This is a genomic window from Ruegeria sp. CDSA193, from assembly GCF_059611885.1.
Map to the genome: position 1 here is coordinate 187,674 of NZ_JBXWPN010000005.1, position 15,167 is coordinate 202,840.

14 protein-coding genes are annotated in these 15,167 nt (G+C 59.3%); 7 read left to right on the forward strand and 7 right to left on the reverse strand.

Annotation, left to right across the window (positions count from 1 at the left end; all coding sequences use genetic code 11):
* Window positions 1-32: 32 nt before the first annotated feature.
* On the forward strand, window positions 33-719 hold the full coding sequence (locus tag AC2FLG_RS11290) for a rhomboid family intramembrane serine protease (RefSeq protein ID WP_281995206.1): 687 nt from the start codon (window positions 33-35) through the stop codon (window positions 717-719).
* Here AC2FLG_RS11290 and murJ read toward each other — a convergent pair whose 3' ends face one another.
* From murJ to AC2FLG_RS11305, 3 genes are read right to left on the reverse strand one after another with little or no spacing between them, the layout of a single operon-like run.
* Window positions 720-2,261 (reverse strand): murein biosynthesis integral membrane protein MurJ, encoded by a 1,542-nt coding sequence (murJ, locus tag AC2FLG_RS11295; RefSeq protein WP_496706231.1) that lies wholly within the window; start codon window positions 2,259-2,261, stop codon window positions 720-722.
* Complete coding sequence (locus tag AC2FLG_RS11300; RefSeq protein ID WP_496706233.1) at window positions 2,258-5,077, reverse strand: [protein-PII] uridylyltransferase; 2,820 nt, start codon at window positions 5,075-5,077, stop codon at window positions 2,258-2,260. The genes murJ and AC2FLG_RS11300 overlap by 4 nt, the downstream gene beginning before the upstream one ends.
* Window positions 5,037-6,209 carry a penicillin-binding protein activator gene (locus AC2FLG_RS11305; protein WP_496706235.1) on the reverse strand — a complete coding sequence of 391 codons (1,173 nt, stop codon included), beginning with the start codon at window positions 6,207-6,209 and terminating at the stop codon, window positions 5,037-5,039. Before AC2FLG_RS11305 ends, AC2FLG_RS11300 begins: the two co-directional genes overlap by 41 nt.
* Window positions 6,210-6,296: 87 nt before the next feature.
* Here AC2FLG_RS11305 and rsmI point away from each other — a divergent pair, with 87 nt between their 5' ends.
* From rsmI to gshB, 3 genes are read left to right on the forward strand one after another with little or no spacing between them, the layout of a single operon-like run.
* The gene (gene rsmI / locus AC2FLG_RS11310) at window positions 6,297-7,154 is read left to right on the forward strand and encodes a 16S rRNA (cytidine(1402)-2'-O)-methyltransferase (protein ID WP_496706237.1); all 858 of its coding nucleotides are present in this window, start codon (window positions 6,297-6,299) and stop codon (window positions 7,152-7,154) included.
* A 1-nt stretch (window position 7,155) separates the two neighbouring features.
* Complete coding sequence (locus tag AC2FLG_RS11315) at window positions 7,156-7,527, forward strand: YraN family protein (protein WP_281995202.1); 372 nt, start codon at window positions 7,156-7,158, stop codon at window positions 7,525-7,527.
* A gap of 60 nt (window positions 7,528-7,587) precedes the next feature.
* The gene (gene gshB / locus AC2FLG_RS11320) at window positions 7,588-8,520 is read left to right on the forward strand and encodes a glutathione synthase (RefSeq protein WP_496696384.1); all 933 of its coding nucleotides are present in this window, start codon (window positions 7,588-7,590) and stop codon (window positions 8,518-8,520) included.
* On the opposite strand, the gene AC2FLG_RS11325 is transcribed toward gshB, so the two are convergent.
* From AC2FLG_RS11325 to cobU, 4 genes are read right to left on the reverse strand one after another with little or no spacing between them, the layout of a single operon-like run.
* Window positions 8,517-10,028, reverse strand: coding sequence for a YifB family Mg chelatase-like AAA ATPase (locus AC2FLG_RS11325; protein WP_496691773.1), 1,512 nt, complete (start codon window positions 10,026-10,028; stop codon window positions 8,517-8,519). The two genes, gshB and AC2FLG_RS11325, sit on opposite strands and share 4 nt — an antisense overlap.
* A gap of 45 nt (window positions 10,029-10,073) precedes the next feature.
* Window positions 10,074-10,958, reverse strand: a complete 885-nt coding sequence (locus AC2FLG_RS11330; protein ID WP_496706238.1) for a glutathione S-transferase N-terminal domain-containing protein — start codon at window positions 10,956-10,958, stop codon at window positions 10,074-10,076.
* A gap of 58 nt (window positions 10,959-11,016) precedes the next feature.
* Window positions 11,017-11,595, reverse strand: coding sequence for a histidine phosphatase family protein (locus AC2FLG_RS11335; RefSeq protein WP_496701726.1), 579 nt, complete (start codon window positions 11,593-11,595; stop codon window positions 11,017-11,019).
* Window positions 11,592-12,113, reverse strand: a complete 522-nt coding sequence (gene cobU, locus AC2FLG_RS11340) for a bifunctional adenosylcobinamide kinase/adenosylcobinamide-phosphate guanylyltransferase (RefSeq protein ID WP_496706239.1) — start codon at window positions 12,111-12,113, stop codon at window positions 11,592-11,594. Before cobU ends, AC2FLG_RS11335 begins: the two co-directional genes overlap by 4 nt.
* 100 nt (window positions 12,114-12,213) lie before the next feature.
* Between cobU and AC2FLG_RS11345 the strand changes: the two genes are divergently transcribed.
* The 3 genes from AC2FLG_RS11345 to coaBC all read left to right on the forward strand — a co-directional run bounded on the left by AC2FLG_RS11345 (window position 12,214) and on the right by coaBC (window position 15,164).
* Window positions 12,214-13,092, forward strand: a complete 879-nt coding sequence (locus AC2FLG_RS11345) for an RNA polymerase factor sigma-32 (protein ID WP_496706241.1) — start codon at window positions 12,214-12,216, stop codon at window positions 13,090-13,092.
* The gene (locus tag AC2FLG_RS11350; protein WP_496706242.1) at window positions 13,089-13,904 is read left to right on the forward strand and encodes a ChaN family lipoprotein; all 816 of its coding nucleotides are present in this window, start codon (window positions 13,089-13,091) and stop codon (window positions 13,902-13,904) included. Before AC2FLG_RS11345 ends, AC2FLG_RS11350 begins: the two co-directional genes overlap by 4 nt.
* A 63-nt stretch (window positions 13,905-13,967) precedes the next feature.
* Window positions 13,968-15,164, forward strand: coding sequence for a bifunctional phosphopantothenoylcysteine decarboxylase/phosphopantothenate--cysteine ligase CoaBC (coaBC, locus tag AC2FLG_RS11355; protein WP_496706244.1), 1,197 nt, complete (start codon window positions 13,968-13,970; stop codon window positions 15,162-15,164).
* Window positions 15,165-15,167 lie beyond the last annotated feature (3 nt).

The window sequence follows — 15,167 nt, forward strand, 5'->3', positions numbered from 1 at the left end:
AGGGACGTCAACAGCCGCGAAAGGCCCGCCCAATGAGCAGTGAGCATTATACACCCGCCGTGAACCCTCTGCCGCCCGTGGTGGTGGCTTTGTGTGTGTTCATCATGGGGGTTGAACTGGCATTTACTCTAGGTACGCGCGGGATCATTGGGGGGCCAACTGCTGTAGGCTGGCGCCTGGACGCTTTGCAGCACTATTCGTTTTCGCCGGATATCTTCGACTGGATGGTGGAAAACGGGCGCTGGCCGTTCGAGCATCTGATCCGCTTTGTCACCTATCCGTTTGTATCCGGTACGTTCACACAGGCCATCTTTGTCTGCGTCTTTGTGCTGGCCATGGGTAAAATGGTGGCCGAGGTTTTTGGCAGCGTTCAGATGCTGGTGATCTTTGTGCTGTCGGGCGTGGGTGGTGCGCTGGCTTATGCACTGTTGCTGGATCCGCGCTTTCCGCTGGTGGGTGGGTTCCCTCCGGTCTATGGGCTGATCGGAGCGTTTACGTGGATATTATGGCGCAAGCTGTCGCTGGTGGGCGCAAACCAATCCCGCGCCTTCAGCCTGATCGCCGTTTTGATGGGCATTCAGTTGTTGTTCGGCCTGCTGTTTGGCGGAACGCTGGACTGGGTGGCTGATCTGGGCGGTTTTGCCACTGGTTTTGCCCTGTCGTTCCTGGTTGCTCCGGGTGGGTGGGCGCGGATCGTCAGGCGTATTCGGCGCGACTGATCAGGATCGACGCAGAGCCTTTCTGAACTCGGAAAGTTTGAATGCACCAATCAGGTGGCCGAGCAGGAAATACGTGACTGCAGCAACGATGATCAAACCGAGCAGTGCCAAGTAACGCCAGCCTTCCAGGGCAAAGGCCCAGCCAAACAGCTCAATAGCGGCATACAAGACAGCTCCCATCCCCATGGACGCCGCAATGATCCGCCATGCCCTGTTCTTGAACCGGTCGTCAAACTGCGCTTCTTTCCCCATTTTTCGCGCGCCCAAGGCCAGCAGTCCAACCATGGCCCATCCGGCCACCGAGGCGGCAATCGCCGGTGCGAACCATCCCACCAACGGATACAGCCCGAAAGCCAGTGCACCGTTCACGACCATCGCAAACACTGCATAGTGAAAGGGCGAGCGTGTATCTTCTCGCGCGAAATACAAAGGCTGCAACAATTTCTGCAGCATGAACGCGGGCAGGCCGATGCCATAGATCGCCACGGCAAGTGCGGTGGCGGCGGTGTCTTCGGGGGTGAACTGTCCGCGCTCGAACAGAACCGAGACCAGCTGGGTGGGGATGAGGACAAAGGCAACGGTCGACGGGATGGTCAACAGCAACGTAAACTCACCTGCGCGAGAAAACGCATCGCGGGCGCCCGATTTGTCCCCAGCGCGCAGGCGGCGAGATAGATCGGGTAACAGGACGATGCCGACGGCGATGCCCACGACGCCCAATGGCAACTGGTACAAGCGATCCGCTGCAAACAACCAGCTGACGGCCTTTTCGGTTTTCGAAGCAACCAGCTGGCCCACCACCAGATTGACCTGTGTAACTCCCATGGCCAAGGCGGCCGGAACCGCAATGCGGACCATGTTGCGCATTTCAGGGCTGAGTTTCGGCAGGCCCGGGCGGATACGGATGCCCGCACGTTCGGTTGCAACCCAGACCAGCGCTAGCTGCGCAACTCCAGCGATGGGGATGACGGCGATCAGCCAACGGATGACCTCTCCGCCTGATATAGCGCCGGCGATCAGTGCTGTGCAGGCAAAGATGTTCAGTAAAATCGGGGCGGCCGCTGCAGCCGCGAAACGGCCGGTTGCGTTCAGCACGCCCGAGAACAACGCCGCAAGCGACATGAAAAAGATGTAGGGAAAGACCACATATCCATAATCAACGGCAAGGTCGAAGCGGTCGTCACCGTAAAAGCCCTCAGCCGTCAGCCAGACCAGGCCAGGCATGAAAACCATCGCCAGCCCGACCAGCGCCAGCACCGCCACGGCCAGCAGGTTGAACGCGTCCTGTGCAAAGCCTTGCGCGTTTTCCCCGCCTTCCAGCCGTTTGGAAAACATCGGCACAAAGGCTGCGTTAAACGCACCTTCGGCAAAGAAGCGGCGGAACATGTTGGGCAGGCGAAAGGCGGCGACGAATGCATCCATTACTGGCCCGGGCCCGATGTAGGCGGTCAGCAGGATTTCCCGCAGAAAGCCCAGAATACGGCTGGCCAGGGTCCAGAACCCGACAGTGAACAGGCCTGAAAACAGCCGGATCTGCTTCATGAGACCGCGCGCTCGGCGCCTTCGGAGATGGCCTTGCGCAGCTTGGTCTCAAGCCCGCGCTGCTTGCTTTCCGAGTGATATTTCAACCCAAACATATCCTTGACGTAAAAGGTGTCCACCACCTGTTCGCCATAGGTCGCGATCACCGCATTGGCGATATAGACATTGGCTGCAGCAAGCGTTCTTGTCAGATCGTAAAGCAGGCCGGGCCTGTCCCGGGTATCGACCTCGATGATCGTGTAGATCTCGGACCCGTCATTGTCGAAGATGATATGGGTCGGCACGTTAAAGGCCCGTTCGCGTTTCTTGATCTTGTCGCGTGATTTAAGGGCATCCCGCGCCACGACCTCGCCTTTCAGGGTCTTGTGGATCATCTGTGTCAGGCGCGGCAAACGGCTGGCCTCGAACGGGTGTCCATCGGCGTCCTGAATCCAGAACGCATCGGTCACATAGCCGTCTTTGGTGGTATAACTGCGCGCATCAACCACATTGGCCCCGACCAGCGCCAAAGCGCCTGCGATACGGGCAAAAATGCCGGGGTGATCACCCATGGCAAAGCAGGCCCGCGTCGCATCGCGGTCTTCATCCGGGTGCAGACGGATTTCCATCGCGCCAGCATCACCGCTGCGGTCCAGCTCTTTCAGCATCTCGGCAAATTCTACATGGGTCGAAAGGTTCAGGCCCTGCCAATAGGGGTCATAGTGCCGACCCGTCTCGGTTTTGAGGGCGGCTTTGGTCCATTCCGCCAGCTCGGCCCGCAACGCCTTTTTGGCACCGGCACCGCGATTGGCACGGTTGAGGTCTTCCATCCCGGTCTCAAGCGCGCGCTTGGTTTCTGCATGCAGCGCGCGTAGCAGGGTGGCTTTCCAGTTGTTCCAGGTGTTGGGTCCAACGCCGCGAATGTCGCAGACGGTCAACACGGTCAGTAGGTCCAACCTTTTGACTGTCTTCACGGCCTTGGCAAAGTCGCGCACCGTGCGCGGGTCGGAAATATCGCGTTTCTGCGCCATGTCCGACATCAACAAGTGATACCGCACCAGCCATTCCACGGTTTCTGAATCCGATTTGTTCAGACCCAGCCGAGGTGCAATCTTTCGGGCCATCTGTGCGCCCAAAATCGAATGATCCTCGGGTCGCCCCTTAGCAATGTCATGGATCAGCAGGGCAACATACAGAACCTTGCGATTGACCCCTCCTTCCAGGATTGAAGACGCAAGCGGCAGGGATTCCCCCAACTCTCCGCGTTCAATCTGGGCCAGATTGACGATGCACTGAATGGTGTGCTCATCCACCGTATAGCTGTGGTACATGTTGAACTGCATCATCGCCACGATGTGTTCGAACTCGGGCAGAAAGGCCGACAGCACCCCCAGTTCGTTCATGCGACGCAGGGCGCGTTCCGGGTTGCCGTGTTTCAGCATCAGGTCGAGAAAGATGCGCCGCGCCTCTTTGTCTTCGCGCATGTCGTCATCAATCAAGTTCAGGTTGGCGCTGACCAGCCGCATCGCGTCCGGGTGGATCAGCATGCCGGTGCGCAGACCTTCCTCGAACAGGCGCAGAAGGTTCAGCTTGTCCGCCAGAAACTTGTTCGGGTCGGCTACATCCAGACGTCCATGGACGACTTTATATCCGGCTTTGATCCTGGGGCGGCGGCGGAAAATACGCTCTAGCAGCGGCGCGCCTTTCATATGCGTCGCCTCGAGTTTGGTCAGGAAGATGCGCGTCAGCTCGCCAACCTTCGTGGCCTCGCGGAAATAGCGCTGCATAAACACTTCGACCGCCCGACGACCGGCCCGGTCTTCGTATCCCATACGGGAAGCAACCTCGACCTGCATGTCAAAGGACAGTTGTTCGGTTGCGCGCCCGGTCACCAGATGCAAATGCGAGCGAACGGCCCACAGGAAATCTTCGGCTTCCACAAAAGTGCTGAATTCCTCGGGGGTGAACAGACCCAGCGGTACCAACTCGGCCACGTCCTGAACGCTGTAGATATATTTGGCAATCCAGTAGAGCGATTGCAGGTCGCGCAATCCGCCTTTGCCCTCTTTTACGTTGGGCTCGACCATATACCGCTCGCCCTGTTTCAGATGGCGCGCGTCGCGTTCCTGCAGCTTGGCCTCGATGAACTGGCGCTCAGTGCCTTTGAACAGATCGTCTTTCAGGCGCGTTTCCAACTCATTTGCCAGATCGGCGTCGCCAGCCAAATAGCGCTGTTCCAACATCGCGGTGCGAATGGTGAAATCCTCGGATCCCAGGCGCAGGCAATCCTTGATGGTGCGCGAAGAATGCCCGACCTTCAGCCGCAGATCCCACAGGATATACAACATGGACTCGATCACACTCTCTGCCCAGGCAGTGATTTTGTAGGGGGTCAGAAACAGCAGATCGACATCCGAGGACGGGGCCATTTCCCCGCGCCCATAGCCGCCCACTGCCAGCACGGCCATTTTTTCACCCTGTGTCGGCGTGGCCAGCGGGTGAAGCTCGCGACTGGCCACTTGCATCGCGGTGCAGACCAGCCCGTCGGTCAGGTAGGTATAGGAATGGGTCAGCCGCCGCGCGTCAAATGGATCGCGGACAAAGGCATCCGCGATTGCCTGACGACCGGATTTCTGGACGTTGCGCAAAATCCGCACGGTTTCGCCGCGCCTTTCGGCGTTATCAGATGTCTTGTCGAAGGCCTCTGACAGCTGTGCCATAACGGCTGCGCTGTCAAAGATTTCTTCGGGCTGGCAAATCAGGTCACCCCTTGGGATGAGTGTCAGAGCCAGCCGATCAGAATCCGGCGCCAGAGAAGCTTTGTGGGGCAGGGTCAATCACAACCACCTGTTTGTTCTGGATCGTGGCAATGGCCAGACCACGTTCATTCGTACCGTTGGGTCGCAGACGGAAGATACCGCCAACGCCCTGAAAACCGGCGTTCTGAGTTAGGGCAGATGCGGTCAGAGCGTCGGATTTGCCCTGGCTGACCAAGGCAGCAATCGCGGCTATGCCATCATAGGCTAGGCCACTGATCGGATGTGGTGCCTCGCCATATGTGTTGTTGTACCGCTGACGATAAGCCTGTGCCTTGGATGGGTCCGGCAATGCGAACCAGCCACCCTGAACGCCTGGCAGTTCCAGTGTCTGGGCCGGGATGTCCCAGCGAGTCAGGCCCATATATTGCGTGGTTGCCGGGGAGACGCCCGCTTCTGGTAGAAGCTGGGAATACAGCGGCAACGCCCCTGCAGTGGTCGAAGTCAGAAAGATCGAATCCGCCCCCGAGGACGCCACAGTAGCCTTGATTGTCGGCACCGAGTTGATGACCCCCTGCTGAGAGCGGTCATAGCCGACCGTGCCTGCATTACCCACTCGGCTGTTGCTCAGTGCGGTTGCAATAGCCGATTGTCCAAGCCGCCCGGCGGCATCGTTGCTATGCACGATGACCGTTCCGGTCTTGCCGCGCGAACCGGCATAGTTGACCAACCGGTTGGCGGTGTTTCCAAAAGTGGGGCCAAGCACGAAGACATTGCCGCCTGCGATGCTGGTATTGTTCGAAAACGACAGCAGGTTGACCTTGTTGTTCAGTACCGCAAGACCAGCTGAGTTTGCCGCCTGGGCGTAGACCGGACCGATGATTATCTTTGCACCGTCTGCCACGGCTTGCTGCGCGACTGTTGCGGCGGTACCCGAATTGCCCCGGGTGTCGTAGACCCGCAAATCAATCTGTACATTCTGCAGATCGGACATCGCCAGGCGGGCTGCGTTTTCAAGGCTACGCGCCAGTTCAGCATCCCCGGAATTTCCAGATCCGGCCGGAACCAGCAAAGCAACCGGTACAGGTTTTGAGGTGTTGATCGACGGGCCTCCGCCGATACTGCTGACGTCACACGCCGCCAGAATGGTCGCGGTGGCCAAGACGGCGGCTGCACGCGCCAACTTGCGAACGGGCTTGCAAACGGTAAACATCTAAATGAAAACTCCCTGATCCGGCGGCTTGGGATGCTGCCATTATTTGCGCCGCGATAATAGACGTCACGCTGTGAGGGTCCAGCTTTGAATTTTCAAAAAGTCAAATTGGGCACGGGCCTGTATTTTGTTGCCACTCCGATCGGGGCGGCGCGCGACATTACGCTCAGGGCGCTAGACGTGTTGGCGTCGGTGGACATGATTGCCGCCGAAGACACGCGCAGCCTGCGCCGGTTGATGGAGATTCACGGCGTTCCTCTCGAGGGGCGCCGCATTCTTGCCTATCACGATCACAGCGGTGCAGGCGCCCGCGGCAAAATCCTGGATGCGCTGAAAGAGGGGAAATCAGTGGCTTATGCGTCCGAGGCCGGGATGCCGTTGATCGCGGACCCGGGATACGATCTGGGACGACAGGCGGCCGAGGCGGGGCACACTGTCACCTGCGCGCCGGGGCCGTCCGCCGCGCTGATGGCGCTGACGCTGGCCGGTTTGCCGACGGATGCCTTTTTCTTTGCGGGGTTTTTGCCCAATGCCTCAGGCGCGCGCCGGACGCGGATCGAGACGCTGCGAGATGTGCCTGGAACGTTGGTATTTTATGAATCTCCGAAACGTGTGGCGTCCTGTCTGTCGGATCTGGCCGAGGTTCTAGGGGAAAACAGGCAGGCCGCGATGTGCCGCGAATTAACCAAGAAATTCGAAGAAGTTCGGCGCGGGTCGCTGGCAGAGCTGGCAGAAGAATTGGCGAGTCAGACGGTCAAAGGCGAAATTGTTCTGCTGGTAGACCGTGGCGCTTCGGAAACTGTTAACGATTCAGACATAGAAGAGGCTTTGATACGCGCCCTGGAAACTCATTCAGTACGCGATGCGGCGGATTTGGTGTCGCAGATGTATAAACTGCCGCGTCGACCGATCTATCAGAAGGCGCTGAAACTCGGGAAAGGGTAAGATGACCTCACGCACTGTCCGAAGTTCGGTTTCTTATCATGCGGGTCAGGCGGCGGAACAGCAGGTTGCGGCAGACTACGAGCGGCGGGGATATTCCATAGCACATCGCCGTTGGCGCGGGGCAGGGGGCGAGATTGATCTGATCGTCCGCAACGGTGACGGATTGGTTTTCGTCGAGGTCAAGAAAAGCACAAGCTTTGAGATGGCTGCTGCCCGGATCAAACGGCGCCAGATGGACCGTATCTGTGCCTCGGCCGCCCAATTTCTGGAAGGGGAACCCAACGGCCAGCTGACAAATGTTCGGTTTGATGCGGCTTTGGTGGATGCGTTCGGCGCGGTGCAAATCATCGAAAACGCCTTTGATCAGGTCTGAACCCATTGAACCCCCGGCCTGGCTGGGCCATGTATCTGGCGTGAAACTGAGGGACACGCCATGAAAATTGCCTTTCAGATGGACCCGATCGGGGCCGTGGATATCAATGCCGACAGCTCATTCCGTCTGGCCGAAGAGGCACAGGCGCGCGGGCATATGCTGTTCTTCTACAGCCCTGACAAACTGGCTTATCAGGAGGGCCGGATCACGGCCCGCGGCCATGATATGACGGTGCAGCGCGTGGCCGGAAACCCGGCGGAATTGGGGCCCGAGCGCGAGGTTGATCTGGCCGAGTTCGACGTGGTCTGGCTGCGTCAGGATCCCCCGTTTGACATGCACTATATCACTTCTACCCACCTGCTGGACCGGCTTAAGGGACAGGCGCTGGTGGTAAATGATCCATTCTGGGTTCGGAACTATCCCGAAAAACTCCTGGTGCTGGATTTCCCTGATCTGACGCCACCGACAACCATCGCCCGCGATCTGCAGACGATTAAGGCGTTCAAAGAAAAGCACGGCGATATTATCCTGAAACCGCTTTATGGAAATGGCGGTGCGGGGGTGTTCCGGTTGGATGGCAACGACCGGAACCTGACATCTTTGCACGAATTGTTCACCGGGTTTTCGCGCGAACCTCTGATCGTTCAGAAATTCCTGCCCGATGTCAGCAATGGCGACAAACGGGTCATTCTGGTGGACGGTCAGGCTGTGGGTGCAATCAACCGTGTTCCCGCCAAAGGTGAAACACGATCCAACATGCATGTGGGGGGACGGCCCGAAAAGGTTGGTCTGACGGATCGCGATCTTGAGATTTGCGCAGCCATTGGACCTTTGTTGAAGGAAAAAGGGCAGGTTTTTGTTGGTATCGATGTAATCGGCGATTACCTGACCGAGATTAACGTGACTTCGCCAACCGGAATTCAGGAATTGGAACGGTTTGATGGCGTGAACATCGCAGAAAAGATTTGGCAGGCCATCGAAGCCAGGCTTTAAGATGCAATATTGGCGCTGATGCGAAAGCTCAGCGCCTCGGCCACATGGGGTCTTCGGACATCTGATGCGCCGTCCAGATCGGCGATGGTCCGCGCGACCCGCAAGATGCGGTGAAAGGCGCGCGCCGACAAACCAAATTTCTCAGCCGCTTTCAACAGCAGCTCTTTTCCTTCGGCATCCGGCGCGGCGATTTCTTCCAGCACATTGCCCTCAACATCCGCATTCTGGCGCGCGGACGTTCCAGTGTATCTTTGCGCTTGAACCGCACGCGCCTGCTCGACACGCGCGGCAACCGTGGCCGAACTGTCCCCGGATGGAGGTAGGTCAAGGTCGGTGAACCCGACCGGAGGCACCTCGATCCTCAGGTCGAACCGATCTATCAGCGGGCCTGAAATGCGCCCCAGATAATCCTCGCCGCAGACCGGCGCACGCGAGCAGGCCCGCGCCGGATCTGTCAAGTAGCCGCATTTGCAGGGGTTGGCGGCGGCAACCAGCATAAAGCGGCAGGGGTATTTCACATGCGCATTGGCACGTGCAATCATGACCTCTCCTGTTTCGATGGGTTGGCGCAGGGTTTCCAGAACGGTTCGTGGGAATTCGGGAAATTCATCCATGAACAAAACCCCGTTATGGGCCAATGAGATTTCTCCTGGTTTGGCTCCTTTCCCTCCACCAACAATGGCCGCCATCGATGCCGTATGATGCGGCTCGCGAAATGGTCTGGTGCGGCTGATGCCGCCTTCGTCAAGCAGGCCGCACAGGGATTGGATCATCGAGGTTTCAAGCGCCTCGGCCGGTGTCAGGGGCGGTAAGATCCCCGGCAGGCGCGCGGCCAGCATGGATTTCCCGGACCCCGGCGTGCCGATCATCATCAGGTGGTGCCGCCCTGCGGCGGCAATCTCCAACGCGCGTTTCGCCCGCTCCTGCCCTTTGACATCGCGCAGGTCGCGGGTGCTGGGGGAAAGGTTGACCTCGCCGGGCAGGGCAGCGGGCAAAGGGGCTTGGCCCGAGAAGTGGCGGACAACATCGCCCAAAGATTCAGCGCCGATCACCTGAGTAGCGTCAACCCAAGCCGCCTCGGCGCTGGAGGCCCGAGGGCACAGCAGGGTTCGGTCCTCGGCCGCGGCGGTCATCGCGGCAGGAAGCGCCCCGACAACAGGCACAAGAGACCCGTCCAGTGACAATTCCCCAAGTGAAACGGCCCCTTCAGCCGCGTCCTTGGGAATGATTTCCAGGGCTGACAGCAGAGCCACCGCAATGGGCAGGTCGAAATGGCTGCCTTCTTTGGGCAGGTCAGCGGGGGATAGGTTGATGGTGATACGCTTTGACGGCAGGGCAATGGCCATCGAGCTTAGCGCGCTTCGGACGCGATCGCGGGCCTCTGAAACTGCTTTGTCGGGCAGGCCGACGATGGAAAAGGCAGGCAACCCCGGTGAAACCGCGCATTGCACCTCGACCGGGCGGGCGTCGACACCTTGAAAGGCGACTGTATGAGAACGAGCGACCATGAACGACCTACTTGGTTAACAGGTCGTTACTGGCACGCCGCCGGTTTAGGAATCGTTAACGGCGCTGACCATCTGAGTGAATTTCGGCCATGCCTCCGGATCGGCGAGGGTTTTGTCGCGGCAGAACCGATTGCAGAATCCCCAGCGCTGACCGTCCAGGTCCAGAAAATCTGTGACGGGCTCTCCGGAATAGGGGCAGGTCTGGTTGACCGAGGGACCGCTCTGGGCGGCCACAGCAGACGATGCCCCGCCGATTGGCCAGGGATCCGATTGAAGGTCCAGCGAATACGGGAAAGGGTCGTACTGGACTGTTAGGCCCATCGCACGCCACTGCCTGACAACCGGATCCGACAGGAGGGTCAGGCAATAGTCCCGGTTGGCGTCCGAAACAGGCAGCCCATAACCGATGATCCGCGCGGCCACGGGCGTGTAAAACACATCCACCAAAGAATATGTACCGAACAAAGGGCCGGTGTTCGTCCCGGACACTTGGCGCGCATGATCCCAAAGGGTTTCGATCCGGCGCAGGTCAGCAAGCGTTTCGGCCGCCGGTTCGAACCCCTTCCAACTATGAAGCAGCTGCATCGCGCATTCCCCGCGCAGGGCTGAAAACCCGGCCACCATCTCGGTGCAAAGCCACCGTGCAGTGGCGCGGGCAGCCGCGTCAGAGGGCCACAATCCGACCTGTGGGTGGCGCTCAGCCAAGGTCTCGGCCATGGCAAGGCTTTCACCAACCACAGTTCCGTCTGGCAGGCGCAAGGCGGGCACCAGACGCGCCGGGAACAGGGGTTTCATATCCTCGGCCATGGTGCCTGAATACAGGCCGATCATGTGGTTTCGATAGGGCAGGTCGAACTTTTCCAGCATCAACCAACCACGCAAGGACCAACTGGAAAACAGGCGGTCTCCGATAAACAAATCATAGGTCATGGGCCTAGGATGGCTCAGGCTATTCAATCCGTAAAACAGAGATTTGTGCGCGGCCTGATCACGGGCAGTGATTGATCCGACCGACCGACCAACGGTCGCCGTGATGGGTGATCTCCGTCACGGAAAGATTGTCGATCCGGTGGCCGAAAGCCTCTTGCGCGTCCACATCCATGGCACGCTGGACCTGTGTCAGGATGACGCCGAAATGGGCAACAATGATCAGGTCCTGGCCGGTGTGATCGCCAATCAACCTGTCAATAACCGCGTTGACGCGGGCTCGGACTTCATTCCAGCTTTCGCCGTTTGGCGGGCGAACTTCACCGGGATTTTCCCAGTAGGCGAAGGTTAGTTCGGGGTCTTCGGCCTCGATTTCCTCGAACCCGCGCAATTCCCAACTGCCAAAATTGATCTCACGCAGGTCGGGGTGGTGGGGCAGGCGGTGCCGGGTGCCCTGTACCGCCGAAGCCGTGTCAGCGGCACGGCACAGGTCGGATGAGATCAACAACCCGTTGGCCGGCAGGTAGCTTTGTAGCCGACCAATGGCGGCGTGGTCGCTTAGGTCAGCAGGCAGATCGGACCAGCCGACCATGGTTTTGGCATGGGTCGGACCATGCCTGACTAGATGCAGACGCGTCATGGCAGTTGCCCTTTCAATACCACAGGAAGCCCGGCAGTGACCTGAACCACCAGATCAGCCTGCGCGGCGAGCGCGATGTTCAGGCGGCCTTGCGCCTCGCGGAATTGGCGAGACAGGGCGTTGCCCGGGACGATCCCGTGGCCAACCTCGTTCGAGACGATGACGACCGGGGCAGGACAGTCTCGTAACGCATCAAGCAGTGCTGTCTGGGCCTGCTGCAGGTCGTGTTCCGCCAGCAGGTGATTGGTTAGCCACATGGTCGCGCAGTCGATCAGACAGACCTGATCCGAGGTCAGCTTGGCCAGGGGCGCGCCAAGGTCCAAGGGGGCCTCGATCGTGTCCCAACCGCTGCCGCGCTGTGAAACATGGCGCTTAACCTTATCGCGCATCTCATCATCAAACACTTGTGATGTGGCCAGATAAACGCGGCTTTTCCCTGATAAAACAACAAGTTGCTCGGCGAATGCCGACTTGCCTGAGGCTGCTCCGCCCAGCACAAAGGTTAAATCCGAACCCACGATCATTACCTTTTAAGTGATCCACCTGGTGTTGTTCTGCGTATCGACCATGGGTCGGCAAGGCAAGCCCGGGCCGCGCCAGCGAAAAAGGGAGATTTCCATGGCACTGGACAGCGCAAACGATTTCTCGATGTCGCGCAGGGCGATGAAGGCCGAGTTACTGGATGCAGAAACCGAGTTGAAGCTGGCCTATGCCTGGCGCGACCAGCGCGATGAAAAGGCGCTGCACCGGTTAATCACCGCCTATATGCGACTGGCAATTTCGATGGCGGCCAAGTTCAAACGTTATGGCGCGCCGATGAACGATCTGATCCAAGAGGCCGGATTGGGTCTGATGAAGGCCGCTGACAAATTTGACCCGGATCGCGGGGTTCGGTTCTCGACCTATGCCGTCTGGTGGATCAAGGCGAGTATCCAGGACTATGTAATGCGAAACTGGTCAATGGTTCGGACCGGGTCCACCTCTGCCCAGAAATCCCTGTTTTTCAACATGCGTCGCGTCCAGGCCCGGCTTGAACGCGAAGCGGCCACTGATGGAATGGCGCTGGACCGTCACCAGTTGCACCAGATGATAGCAGCCGAGATCGGTGTTCCGTTGCGCGACGTTGAGATGATGCAAGGCCGGCTGGCAGGGTCGGATTTCTCGTTGAACGCTGTGCAATCCACGGATGAAGACGGGCGCGAATGGATCGACGCGTTAGAGGATGAACGGGCACAGGCCGCCGAAACCGTTGAAAACAAGCACGACACCGAACAGTTGCGTGAGTGGTTGGTGATGGCGATGCAGGCCCTCAACGACCGAGAGCGTTTCATCGTACGCGAACGCAAGCTGCGCGAACCGGTGCGTACGCTGGAAAGCCTGGGTCAGGAACTGGGCCTGTCGAAAGAGAGGGTGCGTCAGCTTGAAGCCGCCGCTTTCGTAAAAATGCGTAAGAACCTTGAAGCTCAATCGCGCGAGGTGCAACACTTCATCGCATGAAACAGATTGCGATTCTGATGTGTACGCTGATGGTTATGGCTGGGTCCGGTCTTGCCGATGACCTGATCCCTGACGATGTTGCGGCAGCGATGCGAATGGCAGACGTTGTTTTGCTGGGCGAAACCCATGACAATCCCCGCCATCATCTGGTTCAGGAACAGGCGATTACATTGACCGACCCCTCCGCCGTGGTCTGGGAAATGGTCACCGAGGAAGGCGCACAGCGCCTGGCGCAAAAAGCGGCGTCCGATCCCGAAGAACTGTCACGCATCCTGCGTTGGGCGGAATCCGGCTGGCCCCCTCTCAGCCTGTATTACCCGATCTTTCAGGCCACGGATGCGCCGGTCTATGGCGCAATGGTCCCGCGTAAGGCAGCGCGTACAGCGATGGAACGTGGCGCTGCAACTGCGCTGGGCGCTGACGCAGCGCGATTTGGGTTGACCGTTCCTCTGTCAAAGGCGGAACAGGCGGCGCGCGAGGCTGACCAGATGACGGCGCATTGCGATGCGCTGCCTGAAAGCGCTCTGCCGCAGCTGGTTGCGATCCAAAGGTTGCGCGATGCGGTGCTGGCACGGGCCATATTGCGTGCCGTTGACGAAACCGGTGGCCCGGTTGCGGTAATCACCGGAAATGGCCATGCCCGAAAGGATCGCGGTATTCCGACATTCCTGTCGCGCCTGCGTCCGGGTCTTAAGGTCTATGTCCTGGGTCAGTCCGAAGACGGCAGCATCCAAGGCGAGTATGATGCGGTCATCGACAGCCCGACCGCTGACCGAGAAGACCCCTGCTTGGCCTTTCAGCCGCAGAATTAACCGCTGGAACTGTTGGGCGCGCTTGCCTAATGTCGGGGCCGACCGAGACGGGAAGGGCACAACATGCTGGCATCGAAACGGATTCTGCTGATCATCGGTGGCGGTATCGCTGCCTATAAGTCGCTGGATCTGATCCGGCGACTGAAGGAACGCGGCGCCGCTGTGACCCCGGTCCTGACCCGCGCGGCCGAAGAATTCGTGACCCCTCTGTCTGTCGCCGCGCTGGCCGGTGAGAAAGCCTATCGCGATCTGTTCGATCTGACCGATGAGGCCGAGATGGGGCATATCCAGCTGTCCCGTTCCGCCGATCTTGTCGTGGTCGCTCCGGCGACTGCGGATTTAATGGGCAAAATGGCAGGTGGGTTGGCGAATGATCTGGCCTCGACCCTATTGATGGCGACTGACACACCGGTTCTGTGTGCGCCTGCGATGAATGTCCGTATGTGGGATCACCCGGCGACGCGTCGTAATTTTGAACAGTTGCAGGCGGACGGCATTCGGTTTGTCGGGCCGAACGAAGGCGACATGGCCTGTGGCGAATTTGGGCCGGGCCGCATGTCGGAACCGCTTGAGATTGTCGCCGCGATTGAGGCGTGGCTGGGCAGCGGACCCCTCAGCGGTAAACGCATTCTTGTGACCTCGGGTCCCACGCACGAGCCGATTGACCCGGTGCGCTATATCGCGAACCGCTCATCCGGGGCGCAGGGCACAGCGATTGCACGTGCTCTGTCTGCGTTGGGTGCAGAGGTTGTGTTTGTGACCGGACCTGCTGAGGTTCCCGCACCCGATGGGGTCGAGGTTGTGCGGGTTGAAACAGCCCAGCAGATGTCAGACGCGGTGGATGCAGCATTGCCTGTCGATGCCGGGGTATTTGCCGCAGCCGTGGCGGATTGGCGGGTGGCCAGCGCGTCGGACCGCAAGCTGAAAAAGACGCGCGACGGTCTTCCGGCGCTGGATTTTGCTGAAAACCCGGACATTCTGAAGCGGGTCGCCAAGCTGGACGATGGACGCCCAGCGCTAGTTGTTGGCTTTGCCGCGGAAACGGACAATGTGATCGAACATGCGACCGCCAAACGCGAGCGCAAAGGGTGCGACTGGATCATTGCGAATGATGTCAGCCCGGCGACCGGGATCATGGGGGGCGCCGAAAACGCGGTGATCCTGATCTCCGATGATGGGGCTGAGGAATGGCCACGCATGGGCAAAGACGCAGTGGCCGAAAAACTGGCACGCAAGATTTCCGACGCGTTGGCCGGTTAGACA

Bases quoted from the DNA above. Each gene is read 5' to 3' on its own strand.
- AC2FLG_RS11305 (WP_496706235.1), bottom strand. From the start codon at position 6,209: ATGTTTACCGTTTGCAAGCCCGTTCGCAAGTTGGCGCGTGCAGCCGCC.
- AC2FLG_RS11335 (WP_496701726.1), bottom strand. From the start codon at position 11,595: ATGACGCGTCTGCATCTAGTCAGGCATGGTCCGACCCATGCCAAAACC.
- gshB (WP_496696384.1), top strand. From the start codon at position 7,588: ATGAAAATTGCCTTTCAGATGGACCCGATCGGGGCCGTGGATATCAAT.
- AC2FLG_RS11350 (WP_496706242.1), top strand. From the start codon at position 13,089: ATGAAACAGATTGCGATTCTGATGTGTACGCTGATGGTTATGGCTGGG.
- AC2FLG_RS11330 (WP_496706238.1), bottom strand. From the start codon at position 10,958: ATGACCTATGATTTGTTTATCGGAGACCGCCTGTTTTCCAGTTGGTCC.
- murJ (WP_496706231.1), bottom strand. From the start codon at position 2,261: ATGAAGCAGATCCGGCTGTTTTCAGGCCTGTTCACTGTCGGGTTCTGG.
- AC2FLG_RS11325 (WP_496691773.1), bottom strand. From the start codon at position 10,028: ATGGTCGCTCGTTCTCATACAGTCGCCTTTCAAGGTGTCGACGCCCGC.
- AC2FLG_RS11345 (WP_496706241.1), top strand. From the start codon at position 12,214: ATGGCACTGGACAGCGCAAACGATTTCTCGATGTCGCGCAGGGCGATG.
- AC2FLG_RS11315 (WP_281995202.1), top strand. From the start codon at position 7,156: ATGACCTCACGCACTGTCCGAAGTTCGGTTTCTTATCATGCGGGTCAG.
- coaBC (WP_496706244.1), top strand. From the start codon at position 13,968: ATGCTGGCATCGAAACGGATTCTGCTGATCATCGGTGGCGGTATCGCT.
- AC2FLG_RS11290 (WP_281995206.1), top strand. From the start codon at position 33: ATGAGCAGTGAGCATTATACACCCGCCGTGAACCCTCTGCCGCCCGTG.